This is a genomic window from Fibrobacter sp. UWEL, assembly GCF_900142535.1.
Lineage (GTDB): Bacteria > Fibrobacterota > Fibrobacteria > Fibrobacterales > Fibrobacteraceae > Fibrobacter.
In genome coordinates this window covers 38,317-60,813 of the sequence record NZ_FRBE01000015.1, presented here as the reverse complement: position 1 = coordinate 60,813, position 22,497 = coordinate 38,317, and the positions used below count along the sequence as shown (strand labels likewise).

General features: G+C 50.6%; 22 protein-coding genes and 1 pseudogene. 10 read left to right on the top strand and 13 right to left on the bottom strand.

Going from position 1 to position 22,497, the window contains the following annotated elements; translation table 11 throughout:
• Positions 1-69: 69 nt before the first annotated feature.
• Both BUB59_RS10495 and BUB59_RS10490 read right to left on the bottom strand, forming a co-directional pair.
• Positions 70-1,464, bottom strand: a complete 1,395-nt coding sequence (locus BUB59_RS10495; protein ID WP_083540284.1) for a glycosyl hydrolase family 5 — start codon at positions 1,462-1,464, stop codon at positions 70-72.
• Positions 1,464-3,011, bottom strand: coding sequence for a hypothetical protein (locus BUB59_RS10490; RefSeq protein ID WP_073229667.1), 1,548 nt, complete (start codon positions 3,009-3,011; stop codon positions 1,464-1,466). Before BUB59_RS10490 ends, BUB59_RS10495 begins: the two co-directional genes overlap by 1 nt.
• 333 nt (positions 3,012-3,344) lie before the next feature.
• On the opposite strand from BUB59_RS10490, the gene BUB59_RS10485 reads away from it, so the two are divergent.
• Positions 3,345-4,718 carry a hypothetical protein gene (locus BUB59_RS10485; protein WP_073229665.1) on the top strand — a complete coding sequence of 458 codons (1,374 nt, stop codon included), beginning with the start codon at positions 3,345-3,347 and terminating at the stop codon, positions 4,716-4,718.
• A 122-nt stretch (positions 4,719-4,840) separates the two neighbouring features.
• Here the strand turns inward: BUB59_RS10485 and purM are convergent, their stop codons facing one another.
• The 3 genes from purM to BUB59_RS10470 are packed head-to-tail and all read right to left on the bottom strand — an operon-like array spanning position 4,841 to position 7,918.
• The gene (gene purM, locus BUB59_RS10480) at positions 4,841-5,866 is read right to left on the bottom strand and encodes a phosphoribosylformylglycinamidine cyclo-ligase (protein WP_073229663.1); all 1,026 of its coding nucleotides are present in this window, start codon (positions 5,864-5,866) and stop codon (positions 4,841-4,843) included.
• Between the two features lie 44 nt (positions 5,867-5,910).
• Positions 5,911-6,711, bottom strand: coding sequence for a cyclic nucleotide-binding domain-containing protein (locus BUB59_RS10475; protein ID WP_073229661.1), 801 nt, complete (start codon positions 6,709-6,711; stop codon positions 5,911-5,913).
• Positions 6,712-6,721: 10 nt separating this feature from the next.
• A complete protein-coding gene (locus BUB59_RS10470) occupies positions 6,722-7,918 on the bottom strand; it encodes an ABC transporter substrate-binding protein (protein ID WP_073229659.1) in 1,197 nt (398 codons plus the stop codon).
• 128 nt (positions 7,919-8,046) lie between these two features.
• On the opposite strand from BUB59_RS10470, the gene BUB59_RS10465 reads away from it, so the two are divergent.
• Positions 8,047-8,958, top strand: a complete 912-nt coding sequence (locus BUB59_RS10465; protein ID WP_073229657.1) for a hypothetical protein — start codon at positions 8,047-8,049, stop codon at positions 8,956-8,958.
• A 76-nt stretch (positions 8,959-9,034) separates the two neighbouring features.
• Here the strand turns inward: BUB59_RS10465 and BUB59_RS10460 are convergent, their stop codons facing one another.
• Positions 9,035-9,748: an NYN domain-containing protein gene (locus tag BUB59_RS10460; RefSeq protein WP_073229655.1), complete on the bottom strand. Its 714-nt coding sequence runs from the start codon at positions 9,746-9,748 to the stop codon at positions 9,035-9,037.
• A 99-nt stretch (positions 9,749-9,847) separates the two neighbouring features.
• Entirely contained in the window at positions 9,848-10,786 is a 939-nt protein-coding gene (locus tag BUB59_RS10455; RefSeq protein ID WP_234980024.1) for a tetratricopeptide repeat protein, read from the bottom strand.
• A gap of 773 nt (positions 10,787-11,559) precedes the next feature.
• Here BUB59_RS10455 and BUB59_RS10450 point away from each other — a divergent pair.
• The gene (locus tag BUB59_RS10450) at positions 11,560-11,772 is read left to right on the top strand and encodes a hypothetical protein (RefSeq protein WP_073229653.1); all 213 of its coding nucleotides are present in this window, start codon (positions 11,560-11,562) and stop codon (positions 11,770-11,772) included.
• Positions 11,773-11,855: 83 nt separating this feature from the next.
• Here BUB59_RS10450 and BUB59_RS10445 read toward each other — a convergent pair whose 3' ends face one another.
• The 4 genes and pseudogenes from BUB59_RS10445 to BUB59_RS10430 form a co-directional block, all read right to left on the bottom strand.
• A complete protein-coding gene (locus tag BUB59_RS10445; protein ID WP_073229651.1) occupies positions 11,856-13,643 on the bottom strand; it encodes a penicillin-binding protein activator in 1,788 nt (595 codons plus the stop codon).
• Between the two features lie 4 nt (positions 13,644-13,647).
• Positions 13,648-13,962, bottom strand: a complete 315-nt coding sequence (locus tag BUB59_RS10440; protein ID WP_073229649.1) for a DNA polymerase III subunit beta — start codon at positions 13,960-13,962, stop codon at positions 13,648-13,650.
• Positions 13,963-14,397: 435 nt separating this feature from the next.
• Positions 14,398-14,952 (bottom strand): annotated as a pseudogene (locus BUB59_RS15830) (patatin-like phospholipase family protein); the annotation flags it as partial.
• Positions 14,953-15,030: 78 nt separating this feature from the next.
• The gene (locus BUB59_RS10430; RefSeq protein ID WP_143160342.1) at positions 15,031-15,318 is read right to left on the bottom strand and encodes a hypothetical protein; all 288 of its coding nucleotides are present in this window, start codon (positions 15,316-15,318) and stop codon (positions 15,031-15,033) included.
• 65 nt (positions 15,319-15,383) lie between these two features.
• On the opposite strand from BUB59_RS10430, the gene BUB59_RS10425 reads away from it, so the two are divergent.
• The 3 genes from BUB59_RS10425 to BUB59_RS10415 are packed head-to-tail and all read left to right on the top strand — an operon-like array spanning position 15,384 to position 17,451.
• A complete protein-coding gene (locus BUB59_RS10425; RefSeq protein ID WP_083540282.1) occupies positions 15,384-15,923 on the top strand; it encodes a ribonuclease domain-containing protein in 540 nt (179 codons plus the stop codon).
• Positions 15,924-15,941: 18 nt separating this feature from the next.
• A complete protein-coding gene (locus BUB59_RS10420) occupies positions 15,942-16,865 on the top strand; it encodes a lysophospholipid acyltransferase family protein (RefSeq protein ID WP_234980023.1) in 924 nt (307 codons plus the stop codon).
• Positions 16,858-17,451 carry a hypothetical protein gene (locus BUB59_RS10415; RefSeq protein WP_073229642.1) on the top strand — a complete coding sequence of 198 codons (594 nt, stop codon included), beginning with the start codon at positions 16,858-16,860 and terminating at the stop codon, positions 17,449-17,451. The genes BUB59_RS10420 and BUB59_RS10415 overlap by 8 nt, the downstream gene beginning before the upstream one ends.
• Here the strand turns inward: BUB59_RS10415 and BUB59_RS10410 are convergent.
• Positions 17,423-18,103, bottom strand: coding sequence for a hypothetical protein (locus tag BUB59_RS10410; protein ID WP_073229639.1), 681 nt, complete (start codon positions 18,101-18,103; stop codon positions 17,423-17,425). The two genes, BUB59_RS10415 and BUB59_RS10410, sit on opposite strands and share 29 nt — an antisense overlap.
• Before the next feature lie 404 nt (positions 18,104-18,507).
• Entirely contained in the window at positions 18,508-18,906 is a 399-nt protein-coding gene (locus BUB59_RS10405) for a pyridoxamine 5'-phosphate oxidase family protein (RefSeq protein WP_073229637.1), read from the bottom strand.
• Positions 18,907-19,196: 290 nt separating this feature from the next.
• On the opposite strand from BUB59_RS10405, the gene BUB59_RS10400 reads away from it, so the two are divergent.
• From BUB59_RS10400 to BUB59_RS10385, 4 genes are all read left to right on the top strand, one after another.
• Positions 19,197-19,688: a GNAT family N-acetyltransferase gene (locus BUB59_RS10400; protein ID WP_073229634.1), complete on the top strand. Its 492-nt coding sequence runs from the start codon at positions 19,197-19,199 to the stop codon at positions 19,686-19,688.
• 46 nt (positions 19,689-19,734) lie between these two features.
• Positions 19,735-20,325 (top strand): hypothetical protein, encoded by a 591-nt coding sequence (locus BUB59_RS10395; RefSeq protein WP_073229631.1) that lies wholly within the window; start codon positions 19,735-19,737, stop codon positions 20,323-20,325.
• Positions 20,326-20,455: 130 nt separating this feature from the next.
• Entirely contained in the window at positions 20,456-21,280 is an 825-nt protein-coding gene (locus BUB59_RS10390) for a MerR family transcriptional regulator (protein ID WP_073229628.1), read from the top strand.
• A gap of 83 nt (positions 21,281-21,363) precedes the next feature.
• The gene (locus BUB59_RS10385) at positions 21,364-22,398 is read left to right on the top strand and encodes a hypothetical protein (RefSeq protein ID WP_073229625.1); all 1,035 of its coding nucleotides are present in this window, start codon (positions 21,364-21,366) and stop codon (positions 22,396-22,398) included.
• Positions 22,399-22,497: the final 99 nt, after the last annotated feature.

Genomic DNA, 22,497 nt, shown 5'->3' with positions numbered 1-22,497 from the left:
TGATAAGATATAAAAAGTCCCGCGGATTCACCACGGGACTTCTTAAAATCAGGATTACTTCAGCGATTACTACTCAACATCGCAACCGGCGCTGGGATTTTGCCATCCACCAGGTTCTACAGGAGCTTCACCTGCCTTCCAGCAGTGCAAGGTATCCAGCACATCGCCTTCCTTGAAAGTAGACCAGTCAGTTTGCTTCTTGATGTTAGTTTCGATAGTGGTATTGATTCGGGTCATGTAGTGGTCAATCAGGTACTGGGGGCATTCCACTTCTTCGATGTAGTAGGTGGGATTGTCTGCAGCCATGTACCAGTCGGCAAACCAGTGGCAACCACGAAGCAGGTTGGGTAAGCCAGCGTTACCGAATGCAGCATCACACATGTTCTTGACGCAGGTCTGGTAACAATCTAGAGTACCTTCGGTACCGCAATTGGTGTTCTTCTGGCATTCCGTGAGGAAGCCGCCAAAGCCTGCACCCCAGTTCACGTTCTGGCCATTCACCTGAGTGGAAAGAGCATCAAAGGCGCCCACGCCACCACCCGGCACCATCAAGTCAAACTGACCTGCAGGAAGGTTGGGATTACCGCCTGCCACGTCCATACCGATGTTGGAGGCCATCACCACCAGGTGCTTGCCCTTAAGAGCCTTATGGGTTGCCTTGGGCGGGTTATTTTCAAACTCATCCTTGAAGTGACCATCATACTGAAGGTGGTAACACTTACCGCACTTGCTGTCAGCAGTACCCGCAACGTAGGCGTAAGCGAGAGTATCGTTCACCGCAATGGGTGCCATGTCGGTACAGGTAAATACGCCAGCTTCCTTTTCATCGCCGCAAGCACTTCTGGTACCTTCGTAACCCATCCAGGCCTTACTTACGTTACCCAACGTGAAGGTGGGAACTTCCACGTCATGGATATTGCAGTTACGGGCAGTCATGAGTTCCGCAGCGTAAGTCTCATTGGAAGAATTATCCGCACGAGTAACATCGTTTTCACTTTCCCTGAGCCAAGAACAATGAGGCTTGCAGGCGTCCCAATAGCGGGTATTCCAGCCACGCTTTGCAGTAGCGGAAATGTCCATAGTGTACGCAGCAGCCGGAGCGCCATAAGATTCCAGGGTGGGGAAACCGTTTTCGTCCTTAGGAACTTCCTGGGCAGCGGAACTTGCAGGAGTTTCACCTGGCTGGGAATCGCTGGAGGCAGTCGTCAAAGAACCGCTAGAAGCGGGAACGGCGGCACTGGAACCCGGGACTACACTTCCCGAGGAACTGCTTACGCCAGGAACAACCTGACCGGGAACAGAACTAGAAGAGTTGGGATCCAGGTGAACAACAGCGGAGCTACTTTCCGGATTGAAGGTACTTCCCTGCCCCGGATTAGAGGGATTGTCGTCGCCGCAGGCCACAAGACCTGCAACAGCCAATGCACTGATGGCAGCAAAGCTTTTTGCAAAAGGATACTTCATTACGGTGCACAGCCCTTAGGATATTCTTCGGTCAGGCAATCCTGAGTTTCAAGTTCATCACCAGCCTTGTAATCGGACCAGTCGTCACGCCAACGGTAACGATTTTCCTTGGTGGTGTTGATATTGGTTACGTAATGGTCCACCAGGTACTGGGGGCATTCCACTTCTTCCCAGTTGAAGGTAGGATTGTCCGCGGCCATGTACCATTCGGCATACCACTTACAGCCGCGCAACAGGTTGGGCCACTGACTGAATACTTCCTCGCACTTTTCAATCACGCACTGCTGGTATTTTTCCAGGGTGTTATCCCAGCCCAGCTTGCTCTGACATTCAGTAAGGAAACCACCATTGCCAGCGCCAAGGCCGCTAGGCGGAACACCAATCTGGGTGGAGAGAGCATTGAAGGCGCCCACACCGCCGCCCGGCACCATCATGTCGAACTGACCCGCTTCCACGTCGTAACCGATGTTGGAAACCATGACCACCATGTGCTTACCCTGAAGAGCCTTATGGGTAGCCTTTACGTCGTTAGCATGGTTACCACCGTTAAACTGCAAGTGATAGCACTTGCCGCAACCATACTTGTACAATTCGCCGGAGCCAGCCACATAGCCGTAAGAAAGGTTTTCGTTCACAGCAATGGGAGCCATGTCGGTACAGGTATAGGTACCGCCAGCATTTTCATTCACGCAGGCACTGGGAGTACCTTCGTAACCCATCCAGTACTGCTGAACAGCATGGCCCAAGGTAAAGGCGGGAACTTCCACGTCGTGAATATTACAGTTACGTGCAACGGTCATACCAGCCTGATAAGTTGCTTCGCTGGTGGTATCAACGCTGCTGAGCCAGGAACAGTGCGGCTTACAGGCGTCCCAGTAACGGGAGCTCCAGCCGGTCTTACCATTGCTCTGAATTTCCTTGGTGTAATCTGCCGGAGGTGCACCGTAGGATTCCAGAGTGGGGAATCCGTTTTCGTCCTTGGGGACATCCTGAGCGGCAGAGCTTGCCGGAACGGGATCGCCACCAGGGACAGTAGCGCTAGAACCCGGAGTTACAGAACCGCTGGATGCGGGAACTGTTGCACTGGAACCCGGAATCACGGAGCCGCTGGATGCGGGAACTGTTGCGCTGGAGCCAGCCACCGGGTCGGTGTTAGGCACACTTGCAGAGGAGTTGGGAACCACTTCGCCAGTACCCGGATCTACCGTTGCGGTAGCGGCGCACTTGTTGACCATGTCGGCATAGCCAGCTTCCATGACCGGAGTGTTGTTCAAATCGTAAATGTAGCTGCCATCGTAACGGCCATATTCCGTGCCGTCAGCCAGGGTAACCTTGCCATAGCCCTCGATACCGATGGGATAAACAAGAAGCTTTGCCGTACCAAGATCAATGACGGAAACCTGTTCCGTGGCAACGATTCCCGCACAAATGTTGCTGGCCGGCTGGGACGGATTGCCGGAGCCCGAATCGTCACCGCAGGCCACAAAGGCGCCAGCCATAGCCACGGCACCCAGAGTCACTAACTTCTTGTAAAAAGGATGTCTCATAAAAACCTCTTGCGCCAATTCACCAAACAAGGCGCTCAAATCATACAAGCCTAAATGTATACTCAAGTCCTTCATTTTCAAACACTTGGAATGTTTTTGAAAGTTTAAAATGTTCCCATTTCGTACCCAAAACGGATTTTTCGGACGTTTGGTTCATACTAGCGGCAACATTTGCGGCATATAAAACAGATTGTATCATTTACATTACTCTTTTTCAAAAAGTGAATAAAAATCCTTTAAAAAGAGTACTTTTCCCAGTTTTTTGTTTCATTAAGAATTTAGAATTAAGTCATGGAGAACAAAAATCGGGCTCAAACGCCTCTGGAGGATATTATGAAGAAGTTCTATGGTTTAATGATGGCAGGCGCAATGGCGGGATCCATGGCCCTAATGGCCTGCTCCAATGACAGTTCCACCACCCAGGCAACTGGCGGATCCAAAACCGCGAGCTTCACTCACGACGGCTGCAAGAGAAACACCCTAAACGAAATTCCGGAGGGCGCCCTGGCCAAGGAAACCGCGACACCCATGCTCGAAGCACGCCTCATCCAAAATGGGAATTCCTACCAGGTTGAAATCCCGGATGTTATAGAATCCTGCGGCCTTGAAAGTAAACACACCACCACCAAGACCGAACGAAACGGCAACACCCTGAATATCGAAATCGAAAACCATATGCCGGCTGACTGCGGATCCTGCTACTATGACCTTCGCGTCAATATTGATAAAGACGATGCCAATGCGCTTTTTGTATCCATCAATGGCACCACATACGTACTAGTGAAGGAATACACGACTCCCCAGGATGATGCACCCAGCGACACGGGTGACACCGGCTTTGTGGCGGACCCCTGCGGAAATGCTCCCGAGCAAAATACGGAACCTTACTGCACCGTTCCTGGTGAAAAATTTGAAATTTCCCAGTGCGAGGTCATTCCGACAAACACGCGCTTGTACGACGTATCGGAGGCTCGTCTTATCGAAGAAAACGGTTCCTATAAGGTGGAGATGAAGAATCAGACAATTAACTGCGGTTTCAATGGGGCCAACTCCACCGTCACCATGACCCCGCATGGAGACAGCCTTAAGGCCACCCTGCATATAAACGGCTACCCCACCGCCTGCTACTCCAGCTGCACCCTGACCTTCGACGTTACACCGGAACAGGCCGCAGCAACCACCATTCGTGCCATAGGCTATCAATACGGAAGCGGCTTCCTTAAAATCGTCAAGGAATATTCCTCCGCAGCTCAGCCCACAACCCCGGACACTGTACAGTCCGTTGCCCCGGAAACATCCAAGCTCGCCGCAACGAACAAGTACGGCATGGCTCTGGGCGAATGCAAGGATGTTGACATCGGCGGCCTTGCAAAGAGAAACTCCATCGCCGATATGGCCATCACCGACTCCGCAGACACGTTGAACTACGCCGAGGAGCTGAAAGATCCCACCGCAACCTTGATTACAGAAGGCGCCACCACCCAGGTCATGATTCCCAATGTAATGGATGCCTGCGATGTCGTAGCCACCATCAATGTTTCAATGAACAAAAACACCATTCTCATTGAATACGGAGAAATCCTGGCCACGGCCAACTGCGTTTGCGTCAAGGATCACTGGTTTGACATCAGTTCCCTCGGAGCAGACAATCTCGCCCAGGCACACTACGTCAAGTTCCAAAATCAAACCTACGTTCTGACCCGCTAAACCAGCGTTCACATCAACAAGAACTCTCTCTTACAAACAAAATAAGGACTGCCTTAACAAAGGTAGTCCTTAATTTTATTATCCGCCGAGTGGCGGGGAACAGCCCCGCCCTTTGCAACTCATTAGTCCTTGAACTTGACGGTCTTGGAGCCGGCGACGACTTCGCCAACCTGCACCCACTTTTCGCCCTTGGCTTCCAGGTGAGCAACGACTTCAGCCTTGTCAGCCGGATCGATGAAGATCAACATACCCATGCCCATGTTGAAGGTAGAGTACATTTCGTCCTTCTCGACCTGGCCTTCCTTCTGGATGAGCTTGAAGATCGGGGACGGATCCCAGGAGGTACGGTCGATGACAACGTCAACATTGTCCGGGAGGATACGAGGAATGTTGCCCTGGTAGCCAGAACCGGTAATGTGAGCCAGGCCCTGAATGATCTTCTTGTTGCAGAGATCGATGAGGCTGGGGTAGTAGCTACGATGCGGCATGGTGAGAGCTTCGCCGATGGTCATGTTGGTGCCTTCCAGCGGAGTGTCGACCTTGTAGCCGGCAACGTCGAAGAGAACCTTACGAGCGAGAGAGTAGCCGTTGGTGTGCAGACCGGTAGAAGGCAGGCCCAGGATGATGGTACCCGGCTTGATCTTCTTGCCGTCGATGATGTTTTCGCGTTCCACAACACCCACGATGGTGCCGGAAATATCGTAGTCGCCCGGACCGTAGAAGCCCGGCATTTCTGCAGTTTCACCGCCGATGAGGACGAGACCGTTTTCGCGGCAAGCCTTAGCCATACCTGCGACCAGCTGGTCCATGACACCCGGTTCCAGACGGCCGGTAGCCACGTAGTCCAGGAAGAACAGCGGACGAGCACCCTGTACGAGAATATCGTCGCAGCAGTGGTTCACGATGTCCTGACCAGGCAGGGTGTGGGTACCCATTTCGATATCGACCTTCAGCTTGGTGCCAACGCCGTCAACGGAGCTGACCAGCACGGGGTCCTTCATGCCCAGGTGGTTCAGAGTGAACAGGCCACCGAAGTTGCCAACGTCACCGAGAACGCCTTCGTTGAAAGTGGTACGTACGGACTTCTTGACACCGACCATTGCTTCGTCGGCGCGAGCCAGGGATACACCTGCGTCTGCGTAGTTCATCGTTTTATCCTTTGCCCTAGGTTCGGGCAGGGTTATTGCCCAGCTTAGTGCTGAGCGCTTTGTTTTTCATCAATATTTCTGAGCGCATCCAGAATGAGGCTGGTAGTATCAGTCATCTGGTTGATATTCACGATTTCAGGCATCAAGTGAGTATCAAGCTTGTAAAGTGTTTCGTCACCCCAGGAGAGCATCTTCTCGAAAGCGTCCGGACCTGCCAGTTTGCCACACTTGGCGCAGCAGATACGACCATCCTGGAAGGCAATGAAGCCCTTCTCGCCGTTGCATTCGAAAATGACGGTGCCAGTGACGCGGCTCTTTTCCATGGTCTGAGCAAAATCGATAAAGGGAAGCACCTTTCCGGAAGCCAGCAGGGACAGACGTTCGAATTCATCGAAGGCCTTGTTCTTGGCGCGGAGACGGTCAGCCACCACCTTGTACAGGTAAACCATGATGTTGGGGTTCTTGTCCAGGAACTTCACGAATTCATCGCGAGGGATGACAAGCACGGTACAGCCATCTTCGGCAGCAATCACCGTATTGCTGGTCTCCTCGTTACAGATGATGGACATTTCACCAAAGCAGGCGCCGGCTTCAACTGCAGCCAGCGTGTTGTAATGCCCATCAGGCAGAATCTGACCGCAAATGAAGGCGCGGCCACTCTGAAGCACGCAGAAGGAATCACCAATGCTTCCGCCATTGATGATTACGTCCCCAGCATCGTATTCACGAATCTGGGCGTTCAAAAGCAAATAGTCAGCACAATCACGGGGCACCTGCTGTAAGAACGGGGTACCCAGCTCGTAATTCGCTGCAATCCAGTCACCAATACCTGTATGTGGTTTCATATCGTAAATATTAGAAAATGTTGTGGTACCATGTGTAGGGCAAATATTCGCTTTGAGCCTTATTCGGCCCCTTCTCGGAAGGGGACTGGACTGGAGGTGTTAGTCCAGGCAAACTTTTTACATCCCCGCCGGAGCTATCCGCCAGTAATTGAAAATCCGCAAGGAATAAATCCCTCAAATTCCAGATCAATTCCATAGGTCTCGCCACGGCGCTTTCAAAGAAATCGTTTCCACCGCCGGGTCCCTTACGTCCATCGTTCTGGAACACCTTCTTGTTCTTGAAAGCCTTGATATGGGCGGCACGAGGTTCTGCCGCCAGAATTTCCTCGGGAGTGCCGAACATTCCAGGATTAACCCACATGTCCGCGGAGTCTGCGAGAGCGATTACATCCTCGATGGTCAGGCGGAGCTCGCGGGTAGTGTCTGAAGCCCACAGGTAGCAGCCACCGGCTTTCTTGATAAGGTCCGCGGTATAGCTGCGGCCACCGGGAGCATACCACACGCCACCGTAGCTCATCCCCGCAAGAACTTTACGACCTTCGCAAGGTGAAGCTGCGAGCGAGTCATACTTAAACTCTCTCTCAATGGAATCCGACAGCGCTTCCTTGCCGAACAGATCGCCATAAAGACTCAACCAGCTGGCCTTATCAGCCACGGAAGTTTCCTGCCATTCGGAGGTAAGCATCACGGGGATGCCCAGCTTTTCCATGCGGTCGTAATCGTCCTGAGAGCCGCCTGTAGCAAAAGTCATGACTAGGTCCGGCTTTAAAGCGATTAGCTTCTCGTAATCTACGTTCATTCCGTCGGGGCTCACCTCCACCAGCTGGCCTGCGGTGGCCTTCGCGTAAAGTGAGGAGTCCGCAATGTACTTGCCGGCGCCTACAGCCACGATGCGGTCCTCTACACCAAGGCGCAGCATGTAGCCGATCTGTGCCGACGACAGTACCGCCACCCTCTTAAGCGGAGTGCGTAAAACCATGGCACCGGAAAGTTCGGCCGGCAAATTTTTCCCTGCGTTAAATGCAGCGGAATCCCGCAGCACGAAAAGTTTCTTCAGGGTGTCCGCCCCGACAATGGAACGAATTCCCGCCACACGTTCCCCGCCGGCGGAATCCACCCAGAACAGCTGGCTATGGGTATCCCATACGTTCTCCTTTATTACAGGCTTTTCTTCCCTGCAGGCCGTAAAAAGGAGGGCAAGAGCCAAAAGAGCCCCAATTTTTCCACAAATACTCAACACCTGGATGCCTCGAAACACTCGTAAATCGTTGATTTTTAACGTGTTATGAAAAAAATTCCCTACACAAGTCCAAAACTTAATGTATTTTTTTCACTATGAAAACAAAGATAACCTCTTTTTTGAAAGCTGCCGTCCTCAGTGTACTGGCACTTTCCACTGTTTCCCTCGCCGAGGAAGACAACGGTTTTTATGAAAAGGACCACGTCCGTGGTTTCCTTTCCTTTGGCGCTGACTACCGCCTGATGACAGACGAGTTCGCTTCCTACGTGAACAAGACCGCCTTCTACGAAGGTACCCGTCAGTTCGCCGAAGCAGGCAGCGAAGAAGCCCAGACTTACCAGGCTGACAAATCCATCTCAAAGGGTTACAGCAAGTTTGATGACTACTACCTGGGTCTCCACGTAAACATCGGTGCCCAGTACAAGCAGTTCCTCACCTGGATGGACATCAACTTCATGCCCACACAGGTTTCCGAACGTCCCGGCAAGACCTATAACTCAAGCCCCGTGGCAGCAGCTGATGCGGACGAAGACGCCGCCAGCAGTACCGTCATGAAGTTCCCCCTCTACGACGTGAAGTGGTTCTCCTACGGCGCAGACTGGATGTTCGGCTGGAAGCTCTTTGGCGAACATACCTTCATTAACGTCATTCCCGCTGCTGGTATCGGTTTCAACCTGATCAACTTCCACCTGGCAGCTGACTACACTGTCAGCGACGGCTCCAACTCTGCAGATACTCGCGACCGCTACTACAGCACCTTCGCCAGCACCTTTGCAGCAGAAGTCGAAGTCCGCCTGGAACTGGATCCCATTGCAATCGGCCTTTATGCAGGTTACCGCTACATCCGTTACAACGAACTGGATGTGGAAGGCGTTCTGCTTGCTGATGACCTCAATGGCAGCCGCACCTACGATACCGATAACGACGGCGACACCTTCTGCATCGGTCTCCGCGTTACCTGGATTTTCCAGAGCGACTGGCAGAAGAAGCAGCACGATAAGCTTTAATCGAAGTTTAAAGTACGTTTGAAGATCCCGCCTTATGAGGCGGGATTTTTTTTACGCCTGGTTTTATACAAGACGATTACGCCTGCTGGGCCCTGGGCACAAACTGACTGCGGATCTTGGAAACGGTCTCCCGCCACATAGGGTCCCGCCTACGATCGAAGGCACGGCCCTTCTGGAAGAAGAATCCACGGGGAGGCAAGTCCGACTTGGGGTCCATATCCATCACCTTCTCCATGGCCACATAGTGGGCGCAGGTATCCCGCAGGCCAGAATCCGTCTTCCAGCGGACAGCATTCTTCCCCTTGGTGTAGACGAAGTCCCAGCCCAGAAGAACCGTAGGCACACCCATCATGCGAAGCCTATCGGGAAGGGGAGCGTACTGGCCCTGGGTACTGAGAAGCACCACAATGTCCATCTTGTGATAGGAGGCGATCAGGAGGGCATCTTCCATCAGGCCCAGGTTGGGGCCCATCATGCCGTTGTCCTCGGTCATGTTGCTGTAGTGGACCTGGAAGCCGGCAGTGCAAAGCTCGTGTTCCAGCTTAAGCACCCCGCTTACGGCGCTGCCATAAATGTGGGGATTGCGATGGGGATGGTAATAATGACACTCCATCTCCACGCGCCTGTTACCATCGGAAAAGACCTTGCACAGGTGCATCTCCAGCCAGTTCTTGAGTCCCCTGAAATCCACGTTAGAGTGGTATCTGTGATGAACCTTGTAATATTCGTTGACTTTCTTTAGCGTGTAGCCGTCCAGAAAGAATCCAATCCGTAATGCTTTTTGAAGCATACATCCTCCGTGTTGAGTGTATACCTATAACACGTTGTGATGTACCCGTTTGTACGAACTTTTTTTGATAAATTATTTTAACAGAGGACCTGGACGCCTTTAAATAAGGTCGCGCTTGTTCAAGTCATCCATGAGGGAACCGGGCATCCACTTTTCAAGGGCCCTGTAGGAAGGATCGTCCAGTTTGTTTTTCCAGGCGCTGGATTTTTCCTGGTTGCCTGCGTCGTGATAAATGCGGATCAAGTTCAGCACCGCACACCAGTAGCGAATAGACTTGCCAGTGCGTTTCTCGTAGCTTGCAGCGCTGGATTCATAGAGGGATGCGGCATCATTGTAACGCTTCATGCGGTAGAGCATGTCGGCCTTCATCTGGAGAAGGACCGGATGGCTGGGGGCCTTGGACAGCCCGCGGTCGCAAAGCTTGACGCCCATGGCATAATCTTCCTTGTCGTAATACATCCATACAAGCGGTGTCAGGAACAGCGGCCAGAAGCGGGTGGATTTCTGGGAGGCTTCGTCCAGAGTCTTGAGGTATGCGGCACGATTGTCGGACTTGAAAGGAACCCAGCTGAAACTCTGGTCGATGTAATAGGCGTAAATGGCGTAGAAGGCCTTGGCGTCCAGCTCGTCGGATTCCTCGAACATCTTGGCGGCAGAGCGTGTCGTCATGGCGCCTTTGACAGAGTGGCCCGTTTCCGTCTGGACGTAGCCGAATTCAAACTTGCGGAGGGCTTCCCACAGGCCTTCCGCCTTGCAGGATTCCAGCTGCTTCCCGGCCTTGATGAGAGCGGTAGTATCACCCTTGTCGTCGTACATGCTGATGCGAACCACGTTTTCCAGCACACAGCCTGCACCGTCATTTGCCTTGCGGAACTCCTTGGCGGCCTCCATAGCCTCGCCATACTTCAGGGACATAGTCAGGGAGGTGACCTTGTTCCACAGAGCCATCTGGCTGTCGGACAAGGCCAGAGTCGCCTTCACGTCATCAGCAAAAGCAAAAGTCAAGGTCATGAGGAGGAGGGCAAGAGCTCTTTTCATGGCACGCAATTTAGAAAATTTCCACCCTTTCAGTAGACGTGAATTGTCCAGGCCGATTGTTGATAAGTTGTGTTTAAAATTACTTTTAAACAGTTTATTCACAAACGACGGCTTTTTTCAGTGAATAACAGCACCCTCCCAAATGCCTGTTTTTTATTCCAAAATAGAATAGATCCTGCATACATGCGCGGTAGGGAAGGGCGCAGTCTTTCGAAAAGGATAACTTATTGTATTTCAAAGGGTTAAAAGGACATTTTATTTCGTTTGTACTAAAAAATCACGAAATTTTTCAATCTGCAGGACATATACACTTTTCTTACTTTTCTGATTATTCCGGAGCGGCGGAGCCGCCAGTCCGGAAAAATGGGAGCCATCATTCCGGACCTGTGGAGCCACCTGTTTATAGCTCATTTGTTTGGTCAAATACAGTATGTTGGGACCGCGCGGGATTTTATAAGCCTATTCGCGCGAGCCGCCTGCCTACAATCAGTTTAAAGGCACACGCAATGCTTTGAATGACCAACATCTAGTTTTATCCTGCCATAAGCTTTCCTTGCTAATAGCTATGGCTCTCTTTCTCCGGAACACTGGCTCTCTGACACCGGACTGATGGCTCAAAGTATTCCGGAATAATCACTTTTCCATTATTTTCGGGAAATTAGGCTTAAAAAATCTATACTATCATCAAGGATTTAACAACGTATCAACAATTCACACACCATTGTGTTTAGTTTTGTTGACATTCGGGCAACAGAATTCTAAACGGAGGTCTTATGAAACTGCTCCATAGAACATCCGCACTATCGTTCTACATGATCCACACCGGTTTCCAGAATTTCAAGACCAGGATCGCAGAAGAACTGAGCGCCACCAGCGGCGTAAACCTGGACGACATTGTGGACGACGATACGCTCCACGTACTGTACAGAAACGGCGAGTCCCCGGAATTTGTCGCCGCCTCCATCGGCTGCGGCTACGAAGACTAGCCCATAGAGATTCCTAGAAACAAAGAGCCCCGCGACGTACTAGCCGCGGGGTCTCTTCTATACTCAAGCCTGCAAAATGCAGATTACTTCTTGTCGGTCTTTTCCGGGCAGCCGTCCAGAACTTCGAACTTGCCCTTGGTGACAGTCACGATCTTGGTGTTCACGTTGGCGCCACGCTTGAACTTGATGTCGCCGTACACACCCTTGAACTGGTCGGAGTTGTTCAAGGTCTTGGTCAGGCTCATGTCAGAGTTCATGGACTTGAAGATGATGTTTGCCGCATCGTAGCTCAGGCCGCTAACCTTGTCATCAGCAGGTTCTGCGCCCCAGCGTTCCTTGAAGCTCTTGGAGAATGCCTTGAATGTATCCTTGTCACCCATGTCCAGAGCAGGCACACTGAAGTAGGCGCCTTCCACCAGGTTCTTACCAGTTACCAGCAGGTCGCGACCGTACCAGCCGGAGGTTCCCAGAAGGGTACCGGAGATCTGGTAGAATGCGGACTGGCTAGCCATGAGGCCAGCTTCGCTGGGATTCGTGGAGGCAATCAGGAGGCCCGGGAATTCCACGTCGCTTTCCTTCTTGTTGAACTTGGAGTTGGGAGCGTTCAAGTCGGAAGCGCCACGCTTCATGTTCAGGCGGCGGTTCAGCTGCTTAAAGCGAACGTCGCGAAGCATTTCAAATTCGGTCTTGTAATCCGGATGGCCTTCTTCGTAGTTGCGGAAAGCAACCACGTCGCCGCCACGGCGGTTCACAGCCTGAGTAAAGCTGCGGGACACGGAAGCACCGTAGTCACCCAAAGGGCTCATGATGCCGAACTCACGAATGTTCAGGCACTTGGTTGCAAAGTCCGCGATGCTCTGGGCCAGGTAGTCCATGGTCACGTTGACCTGGAAGATATTGGGACCCATCTTGGCGATACCGTCATCGGTAGCGGTGGGAGTGAGCATGGGGATATACTGATGGTTGGTGCCAAGCCAGGCAGCGACAGCGGCAGCAGGACCACTCATGATGGGACCCACGATTGCAATCACGCTATCCTGGTGGATCGCCTGCTGGGTACGAAGCAGTGCCTGGGAAGCGTCGGCGCGGGAGTCAGCAGTACGGATGTTGACCTTGCCCTTGAGACCGGACTGTTCGTATGCCAGGAGAACGCCCTGAATAGCTTCGGCACCGAATTCGGCGAAGTCGCCAGAAAGGGGAGCGAGAACCAGGATGGTAGGAGTGCCAGCACTCATGCCTTCCAGAGATTCAAGACCGCGCTTTGCGGTTTCTGCCAGTTCGGAAGATTCGTTGCTAGCCACCTTCTTGTACCAGTAGCGAGCGCCACGGAAACGCTTGGCGTTCTGGCATTCGCGGCCAATCTGCAGCTGAATCCAGCCAATGACTTCCTTGTCCACCGGATACTTCTCGATGAGGGACTGGAGCTGGTCTGCATTCAGAAGAGATGCAGCCAGGACCTTGATCACCACATCCTTGGTGCGGGAACGGGCGGCAGGATTCTTGGAGTAAGCCAGGATGCGCAGCATGGCTTCCACGCCATCATAGGGAGCACCCTGCTCTACAGTAACGATGGCGTTAGCCAGTTCCATACGTTCGCGATAGTCGGAAGCGACGTAGTATTCCAGGAACTTGGAGGTAATCTGCTTGGCTTCGTCGCGCTTGTGGTCGCGGAGATAGCATTCGGTAAGCATCACGGCGGCCTTTTCGCCAGCGGACTTGCTGAAGCTGGACTTGTAGACCTTCTGCAGGACGTTCACCGCTTCGCTGCAGTCACCATTCTTGATGAATTCCTTTGCCTTGGATACTTCGTCCTGGGCAAAAATTGAAGTTGCCAGGGAGGCAACGAGAATCAGGGGAAAGAGAATTTTCATATGACTACTGTTCCGCCGCAGCCTGGACCACGACGTGTTCTTTCTTGATTTGCTTCTGGAGGGATTCGGGCAGCTTAGCCCAGTCCATAATGTCGACGCGGAAGGGAAGTCCGCTATCCACGAATGCCTTTTCCACCGCGGTCATGACCTCGAAGGAGAGGGGACGTTCGGAAATCGCCACCAGTTCCAGTTCCGTTTCAGGCGTAAGATCCACGCCTGTGACACGGGAACCGTGAGCCCAGACTTCCATACCTTCAAAATGAAGGTTCAGAATACGCTGGACCGCTTCTAGATGATTATCTTCTATGCATAAAGCCATGGGCGCAAATATAGTTAATTCTAGACAAAGCAAGAAAATCCCCCGCCAAAGCGAGGGATTCACGAAGATTCCAGGGGAAAAAGCCGATTAGAGGGTAGATTTGACGAACTTGATCACGTCTGCCTTCACGGTTTCGTAATAGGCATCCCAAATATCGGAAACGGTGTCCAGCTTCTTCAGGTCGTCCATGGGGTAGGACTTGTCCACCTTCGGTTCGCAGCGGAAGATGTTTTCCTTGCCCAGGTTGGCGCGGGCTTCGAACAAGTTGGCATTGCCGGTACGGGCAACCCAGTTGTCCATGATGTAGGAGAGCCAACCTACGGCGGTGAAGTTCTTGGGCTTGGTGTTGGGAACAAGCATACCGGTATTGAAGGAGAGAATCTTGAAGTTTTCCACTTCGCCGGACTTCTTCATACCTGCTTCCAGAGCCATGATGGGGTCGTTTGCCCACATGCCGCCATCGCAGTAATAGCAAGTCTTGGAGCCCTGCTTGATTTCCAGAGTGTCGAAGTAAGTGGGAGCGGAGCAGCTGGACATGATAGCGAATGCCTGGTCCATCCAGGAGTCGTTACGATCCCAGACCTTTTCCACGCTTTCGCCGTTCATGAAGGTAGTGGGAATGAAGATGGGCTTGGGGAATTCGTTCATCTTCTGCTTACCGAAGATTTCGTACAGGGATTCCTTCAGGCCAGCATTTTCGTACTTCACGTAGTCGCTGGAGAGCACGCCCAAGTTCTTCTTCTTCTTGAAAATCTTGGGAAGCTTTTCGCGGTAGAGTTCATAAACCTTTTCGGCATCCAGACCGCGGCAGAGAGCGCCAGCGATAATGGAACCAGTAGAAGTACCAGCAAATGCAACGGAGATGTCACCCAGCTTCTTGCCCAGGTCTGCTTCCAGGCGCTTCATGAACTGCAGAGGGCCGATGCCCAGGGCGCCGCCACCAGAAACAGCGATCACAAGTTTTGCCTTAGGTTTTGTAGATGTAGCCATTCTTTTTCTCCTTTCCTAGCTATCAAAAGTACTGTTTGAAGATAAATTAATCATTTTAAACTGATGTTAAAATTTGTGCTAAATAATAGTAACAAACTTACACAAAAAGCGAAAACACCCTAAAAAAAGAGGATATAAAAAAGAGGATATAAAAAAGAGAAAGTCCCCCGCATCAGCGAAGGACTTCTTGTGCTTAAAGTTTCGGTTGTAGAGTTTCTTGTTCTTGATGACTCTGGTACGGAGGGTCGCCCCGTTGCAGGAGCCATCGATTCGAAGGGATCGCATCGCCGTCGATTCCAGCGCGGAACTGTTCGCGGATCCCTTGGCAGTGCCGGCGGAAATCGCCAGCTTTTCTTTCTTTGCCATAATGATCTCCTTGATGTGAAATATAGAAAGGGCCAGCGAGGATTTCAAATGCTATATTCATACGTATGAAATCCGCCTTCCACTCTATCGTACTTTTGACACTCGTTGTCAACGCATTTTTGTGCGGATGTAGCACCCCTACCACAGGCAATAGTGCAGAATCCAGCCAGGAACAGGATACTACTAGCAAACCCGTCACAGAAGCAAAATCTATCGTGGTTGAAGAATCCGGTATCTACACCAGCAAGGATTCCGTGGCGGCATACCTCTGCAAGTTCGACAAGCTTCCGCAAAATTACGTAGACAAAAGCGAAGGACAGAAACTTTACGAAAGTTCCACAGGGAACACTTTCAGCAAGTGGAATTTTAATCCGTGGAAAACCATCGGAGTCATGATTGGCGGGGACAATTTCGACAACTACGCCTCCGATCCCGATTACTATCACAGCAGCTTACCCGAAGGCAAATACCACGAAGCCGACGTTGACTACGGCAATGTCCAGAGCCGCGGCACCAAGCGACTGGTCTACCAGACCGGCTGCATTATATATTATACCGCGGATCATTACGAAACATTTAAGCTGTTGAATCCGGGCAACCGCTAAATTGTATCTTTATTTTCCGTGATACAGTTCCGTCAAATTCTCGCCAAAATATTTGCAGGTGCCGCCTACGCGGTGCTTGATTTTGCGGGCTGGAAAAAGAAGACGGTGGAAGCCAACTTGATGCATGTTTCACAGGGAACGTGGGGAAGGGGCGTCGCAGGATTGGAACCGCGCGAACTCTACAAAAAGATGCTGAAAAACTTGACCCGCCATGTGGGGGAGTTGCTATTCTGTTTCGACACCTACAAGAACCTGCCGGAGAACTGCGCCGCCTATCCCTGCGAAAGGGACGGCTTTATTTTTGACACCGCCGAAAAGTCTAAGCCTGTAATTGAAAAGATGCGCAGGGGCGGAATCTTCCTGACGGCACATTACGGAAACTACGAAGCTAGTGGCGCCTGGCTGTGCGCCCTCGGCGTCCCGCTGAAGGCCAGTTTCATCCCACTGAAGCCGGATGCATTAAACCGGTTCGTGTACGAAAAAGTCCGATGCGTCCGTGGGAGGCCTTATTCCATAAACGCCCGGACGCCGCGAGAATTTTTTGCCCTGCTGGACGGAACGGCTCCAGACTGCAACGGGCAAAAACAGCTGTTCTGTCTGCTGGCAGATCAGGACAGCAGAATCAATAGCGCTATGGACGGAACCTTTTTGGGATGCCCCGCAAAAATAAACCCGCTACCGGATTTCCTCCTGAAGCACCGTCCCAACACTCCCGTTTTTTTCTGCTGGATCGAGGAGCGGGGGAGTCGCAAAACTTTGCACGCGGTAGAAGCTGTAGCATATCAAAAGCTAGATTCTCGCCTCCGCGAGAATGACAGTCATTCAATTGTGGATGGCGCATACCGCAACTGGCTGGAAGAACGCATCCAGGAAAATCCCGCCTTGTGGTACGGCTGGACCCATCGTCGCTTCAAGAGCAAGAATCCAGAAATCTATGGCTGATTTCTCCCTCCTTCAAAAAGTTGGGGCGATCATAGCCCTCGCCGTCATGATGGCAACCGCCCAACAGCAGATTGTTAAAGGTGACACCGTCGAAGGCTATTTCAATTCCGGAACCTTGCAATACCGCTTCGTCAATAAAATTTCCTATCACAGTTTTTATGAAAACGGGAACCCAAAGGTGGAGGAGTTCGCCATCAGCGACAAGTTCCGAATCATCCGTCATTTTCGGGAAGACAGCTTTCACGATTACGATGCCGTGCTTGGAAATCTGAAGGGGCCGCAATTCAAGCGGACGTACTTCGAGACCGGGGGAGTCCAGGAGGAGCACAGCTGTTTCCGACAGAAAACTTTTTATCCCTCGGGAAACCTGAAAATGCAGGTGGAGTATTCCGACACAAACGCCGTCTACACCACCTATCGGGACCAGGCGCCTAGTCCGCAAAATCCAGGCGCCAACGTGAAGGAAAGAATCGTGAAGAAGGGCAACTCCTTCGTCCCGAAAGAGTTCGAGGGAAACTGCCGAAATCTGGACACCCTGATGGACACCTCCACCGTGGTTAAGAAATACCTGCTTCCCGCTTTTTGATTTCCTCATCCACCTTCCGGCGGAAGATTTCTTCCTGGCCGGCAGTGAGCAACAACTTTTCCTGCTTCACATAAACGGACAACGCGATGATGTAGCAAATCATGGCCACCGCACCTGCAACACCAGAAATAGCCATGGTAATCTGGCCATCGTTCACCAACGGTCCCACCACACTCATGATGATCAGGAGGCAGAAGGCGCTAAGCTGGCTCATGGAAACCTGGGGATGTTCCACATTCAATTCCTTGAGCTTGGCCTCCATCTTGGTCACCATCTCGCGGAATACGAAAAAGTGCGCAATCATACCCAAGTAGGGAATGATGCTGAGGATTACCGCCAGCAAGGGAGAAATTTTTGTGGAACCCAGAATTCGAAGGTTGGTCACGGAGCGGTACATCCAGGCAACCCAGTAACAACCCTGGATGGCGAGGGACAGCAGGAAAAGTCCGCAGGCGACGAAAAATCCCAACAGGAGGTAAAGGACGGTGGAAGCCTGAGACGCTGTGGCCTCGTTCAAATTTTTGGGAAGGCCGCCCATGACAGAGCCCATGGCCATAAGCACTCCAAACAACACCACGGCCATCACCAGCATGACCTTCATCCAGAAAACAGCACGATTCCCGCGAACCGAATTATCCAATAATTTTTCCATATCTCAAATATACTAATAAACAGGCGGATTTAGGGAGATGTGAATAGAGTGTTTACAAGATTTATCTATCACCGTCTTTTAACAACAAGTTAAACAATCTATCAACACATTAGTTTTTGAGCAAATTTCACTGTCCTTCTTGACTATCAACAAATCAACAACAACCCAGAAGAAATGTTCCACGTGAAACACTGTGCTAACTTTTTGATTTTCAACGAGTTTTCCCATAGGGTCAGTAGGTAACTCCACATTTTTCAAAAAACTATTCACAATCTAGCTTGTTCTATGGAAATTACAAATTCTGTTGTGAATTCACTTTTTGTGAATAAAAATATCCACATTCATCTCTGAACGTGGATAAAAACAACAAAATTGTTAATTAGCGGTTGATATTCTATCAACACCTAGAACTTGACAATTTTCGGTGCACCGGCGAAACTGCAGAAAACAGCCTCGGCATCCTTGAAGTAAAGAACCTGAGTATTGGGATCTTCAGCCTTGTACATAGCCTTCAGTTCCGGATAGTTTTCCAGCATGTGAACCTTGGGTTCCAGGCGGTCATCATTGACCAGGGTGCCGCTCAGGCGAAGCCATTCATTGCCAGCCTTGTTCATGGCGCAAATCTGGACCTTGGGGTTTGCTGCAATCTGCTTGGACACATTCTTGGCCTTGGCGGTCTGGATGTAGAGCTTGCCTTCGAAGATTTCGGCAGTGCCGAAGGGACGAACCTTGGGCTGGTCACCATCTACGGTTGCCAAGAAATAGGCGCCAGCTTCCTTGAGAAATTTTACGACTTCTTCCATAATATTTAGGGGTTAGGGGCTAGGTTCTAGGGGCTAGGGCAGATGGATGTAAGAGCATGCTGTTTTAAGAATATTTCATTCTGACGCATACCCTGCACCCTATACCTTAATCTCTAGTCTCTTGTTTAGTGGTTTGAGGTTTTTAAGGTTCCTCGACTTTCGTGTCATTCTGAGCGAAGCGAAGAATCTAGACTGCACTAATATATATATGTATGCGGATTTTGACCAATATTTTTCGTTTATCACAGAACGAACATTCCCGCGGACCCACCTCTTACTATATTATATATATGCAAATCCGCAAAGCAACTCCAGATGATTTTCCCCAGATGCTTCCCATTTTCCGCGAAGTGATCCAAGGGGGCGATACCTACGATTTCGAAGAAACCGCCAGCGACCAGGACGCCTACGACTATTGGTTCGGAAAGGGCGTCACCAGTTTCGTCATGGAAGATGACGCCGCAGGTTCCAAGATTCTAGGATATTATAAGATCATCCAGAACCATCGTGGGCGAGGTAGCCATGTGGCAAACGCCTCCTTCATGGTCGGGAGCGCCGCCCGGGGGAAGGGCATCGGCCGCAAGATGGGCGAAGACTGTATCCGCCAGGCTAGGGAAATGGGCTTCAAGGCGATCCAGTTCAACTTCGTCATCAGCACCAACGAGCCCGCCATGCACCTGTGGAAAAGTCTAGGCTTCAAGGAACTTTGCCGCCTTCCGGGCGCTTTCAACCACAAAAAGCTGGGTTATGTGGATGCGGTAATCTTCTTTATGGAACTTTAACTTTCAATACTCGACATTCATCTATAAACAATATAACGGGGGTTATATGAGAAAATTCGTCCTTTTGTTAATAAGTTTGGCACTTTTTGCGCCTGTACTCGCTCAGGAGACCAACTGGGAAGCGTCTCCCATCAGCGAGGGTTCTTCAAATTCTGTTGCCGTAGAGTCAAATGACCTGCACCAAGAATCTCGTACACCCAGGAGCGATCACAATATCAGCGTAGAGTACGGTTTTCTCAACTTTACCGATTTTATCTGGGCACTCAGCACAGGAATCGGCAGCGCATTCTCTCACGAAGAACCAGAAGATGCATTCTTTATTGGGGATATTTCCATCAACTACGGCTATGAAGTGAGCGATTTTTTCGAGACCGGCGTAATCTTTAATTTCGCAATGCCCGATAATGATATCGCTTTTTTCACCTTGATGCCCAGGGCGAAACTGAATTTTAACAAATATGGTTTTATCAATCCTTACATGGAACTTGACGCTGGCATAATTGTAGCAACCACTGGGGGCGCAATGCCCATGCTTCACTACACATTGTTCGGTCTTGAAATTGGATATTTCTACATTCAACTTCTGGGATGGGGTCAGCGTGGCCTCATCTATGCCGGCTTGAAATTCCCGCTCTGATCATTTTTTTCAAAAAAGTTCATTTTTCCTATTGACTCGTCCCTTGGGGACGGGTCTATATTTATATTGTCGCCTGACGAGGTGGCAGAAAAGTGATCACAAGGGGCGGGTCGCGAACCGCAATTTCTATATGAACAAAGTCAAATTAAAGATAGGTGAGTTCTCTCAGATGATGCAGGTGACCGTAAAGACCTTACGTCACTACGAGCAGATGGGGATCCTGAAACCCTGCGAGGTGGACCAGTGGACAGGTTACCGCTACTATAAGCTGGAGCAGATGCAGCGCCTGGGCGCCATCCGCCGGCTGAAGGATATCGGTTTCTCCCTGGACGAAATCCGCGAACTCTTCGAGGAAGGTTCCCACGAACCCAACGAGGCACAGCTTGAAGAAAAGATCAAGGCCTGCGAAGAGGAGCTGAAGGTTCTCCTGAAGCGTCGTGAAAATCTGCACCAGATGATAGACTCCCAAAGGAAGTTTAAGAGTATGGAAAAGTTCTCCATCCAGTCCCTCCCCGAAATCATGGTGGCCAGCCACCGCGAAGTCATCAAGAATTACCAGGCCATCGGCGACATGTGCTGCAACGTGATTGGACCCGAAATGCAGCGCCTGGGTTGCAAGTGTTCTGCCACCGGTTACTGCTTTACCATCGAACACAACAAGGAATACAAGCCCGAAGATGTGGATATCGAGTATTGCGAACAGGTGGAAGAAATGCTTAAGGATTCCGAAATCATCCAGTTCAAGAAGATGCCCGCAGTGAAAACCGCCCTCTGCCTGAAGCACATCGGACCCTATGATCGCTTCTACCAGTCCTACACCGAGATGTTCAAGTACATCGAGGAGCAGGGTTACAAGATTGTGGGTGACCTCCGCTGCGTCTATGTGGACGGCATCTGGAATCAGGACGACCCCGAAAAGTGGCTGTCCATCATCCAGGTTCCGGTGGAAAAGTAGTTCATCTACCTTTTTCGTAGGTCTATCTTAAAAAGACGGCCTTCAACTGCGTTACGCAACCACTCTTAGCTAGTTTTTTCTCTATGAAGAAAAAAGTCTATGCAGTGCTGATTGTCGTAACGCTTTTTTTAAATATCCTCTTCCATAAGCTGGACGACTATTTTTTCGACGATCAAGTTATCCTCCCGAAAAATGAACCGGAGATTATTCTACCTCACGAAAGTGTTGTACCGACAGGGTTCGTGCAAGCGGGGGAGCTGATTTCCGAAAGCGAATGGGGCAAAATTGACGTTACGGAAATACAGGGGATAGCGCAGAGCGAGACCCACTGGTATATCACAAACCAATGGGAAATCTTCAAGATACCCAAGGACTCCCTTAACGTAATCAAGGCCCGTGTCCATCTGGTTTCCCTGCAAAAGGAGCTGAGGAAAGGATGGTATCGTCATTTCGGTGGAATTGTCTACCATAATGGATTCATCTACATCGCAACCACAGGGAGGGTCCATGCTCTTACTACAGAAAAGGCTACACCGATCATCATAGTCTTAAATGCAAACCTAGAATTTGTGAAGTACGGCTTTCTTCCTTCGGATGCTCAAAAAAATGCTGCATGGGTTGGCTTTAATCCTGTTACTCAAAATATCTACTCGTCAAACGGAGCAAGAGAGCTTCTAGAGTATAACCCCACATTTGAAAATGGGGAAACAATACAACTAATTCAGCAACATAAATTACACTATGCTAATGTCAACTTACCTGAGAACGAGTGGAAAAAGATGGCTAGTCAGGGAGGGACCTTTGACTCTTCTGGCACCTTCTATTATGTTCTAGACAAAAAGGACGCAAACAATGAAAACTATACCGGAATCCATGGTTTTGTGCAAAAGCAGGACGGATACCATGAAATCATTTTGACAGGCGTAAACAACAAAGGCGAAGATACTGACTTCATTAACATCAAGTATATAGGAAGTCAGAAAAATGATAGACTCTGGGAACTAGAAGATATAACCATCACCAAAGAAGGCGACCATCAGTTTCTATACAGTCTTCAGCTCCATAACGGGAAAATGGATCACGCCCGTATTGTTCGATACCGTTTAAACTATAATTAAGTTTTTCTATATTTTCCCTGTTCGCAAGGCGAACTTTCAACATCTATTCACAGCGGTGTTCATAATCGACCGCGGGACAGTTCGAAAAACCATCCTGTC

What these genes read in the sequence shown, in the direction of transcription:
- BUB59_RS10490 (WP_073229667.1), bottom strand. Translation starts at nt 3,011, where the DNA reads ATGAGACATCCTTTTTACAAGAAGTTAGTGACTCTGGGTGCCGTGGCT.
- BUB59_RS10390 (WP_073229628.1), top strand. Translation starts at nt 20,456, where the DNA reads ATGAACAAAGTCAAATTAAAGATAGGTGAGTTCTCTCAGATGATGCAG.
- BUB59_RS10395 (WP_073229631.1), top strand. Translation starts at nt 19,735, where the DNA reads ATGAGAAAATTCGTCCTTTTGTTAATAAGTTTGGCACTTTTTGCGCCT.
- BUB59_RS10465 (WP_073229657.1), top strand. Translation starts at nt 8,047, where the DNA reads ATGAAAACAAAGATAACCTCTTTTTTGAAAGCTGCCGTCCTCAGTGTA.
- purM (WP_073229663.1), bottom strand. Translation starts at nt 5,866, where the DNA reads ATGAACTACGCAGACGCAGGTGTATCCCTGGCTCGCGCCGACGAAGCA.
- BUB59_RS10455 (WP_234980024.1), bottom strand. Translation starts at nt 10,786, where the DNA reads ATGAAAAGAGCTCTTGCCCTCCTCCTCATGACCTTGACTTTTGCTTTT.
- BUB59_RS10440 (WP_073229649.1), bottom strand. Translation starts at nt 13,962, where the DNA reads ATGGCTTTATGCATAGAAGATAATCATCTAGAAGCGGTCCAGCGTATT.
- BUB59_RS10445 (WP_073229651.1), bottom strand. Translation starts at nt 13,643, where the DNA reads ATGAAAATTCTCTTTCCCCTGATTCTCGTTGCCTCCCTGGCAACTTCA.
- BUB59_RS10495 (WP_083540284.1), bottom strand. Translation starts at nt 1,464, where the DNA reads ATGAAGTATCCTTTTGCAAAAAGCTTTGCTGCCATCAGTGCATTGGCT.
- BUB59_RS10485 (WP_073229665.1), top strand. Translation starts at nt 3,345, where the DNA reads ATGAAGAAGTTCTATGGTTTAATGATGGCAGGCGCAATGGCGGGATCC.
- BUB59_RS10400 (WP_073229634.1), top strand. Translation starts at nt 19,197, where the DNA reads ATGCAAATCCGCAAAGCAACTCCAGATGATTTTCCCCAGATGCTTCCC.
- BUB59_RS10410 (WP_073229639.1), bottom strand. Translation starts at nt 18,103, where the DNA reads ATGGAAAAATTATTGGATAATTCGGTTCGCGGGAATCGTGCTGTTTTC.
- BUB59_RS10405 (WP_073229637.1), bottom strand. Translation starts at nt 18,906, where the DNA reads ATGGAAGAAGTCGTAAAATTTCTCAAGGAAGCTGGCGCCTATTTCTTG.
- BUB59_RS10425 (WP_083540282.1), top strand. Translation starts at nt 15,384, where the DNA reads ATGAAATCCGCCTTCCACTCTATCGTACTTTTGACACTCGTTGTCAAC.
- BUB59_RS10430 (WP_143160342.1), bottom strand. Translation starts at nt 15,318, where the DNA reads ATGGCAAAGAAAGAAAAGCTGGCGATTTCCGCCGGCACTGCCAAGGGA.
- BUB59_RS10460 (WP_073229655.1), bottom strand. Translation starts at nt 9,748, where the DNA reads ATGCTTCAAAAAGCATTACGGATTGGATTCTTTCTGGACGGCTACACG.
- BUB59_RS10475 (WP_073229661.1), bottom strand. Translation starts at nt 6,711, where the DNA reads ATGAAACCACATACAGGTATTGGTGACTGGATTGCAGCGAATTACGAG.
- BUB59_RS10415 (WP_073229642.1), top strand. Translation starts at nt 16,858, where the DNA reads ATGGCTGATTTCTCCCTCCTTCAAAAAGTTGGGGCGATCATAGCCCTC.
- BUB59_RS10385 (WP_073229625.1), top strand. Translation starts at nt 21,364, where the DNA reads ATGAAGAAAAAAGTCTATGCAGTGCTGATTGTCGTAACGCTTTTTTTA.
- BUB59_RS10450 (WP_073229653.1), top strand. Translation starts at nt 11,560, where the DNA reads ATGAAACTGCTCCATAGAACATCCGCACTATCGTTCTACATGATCCAC.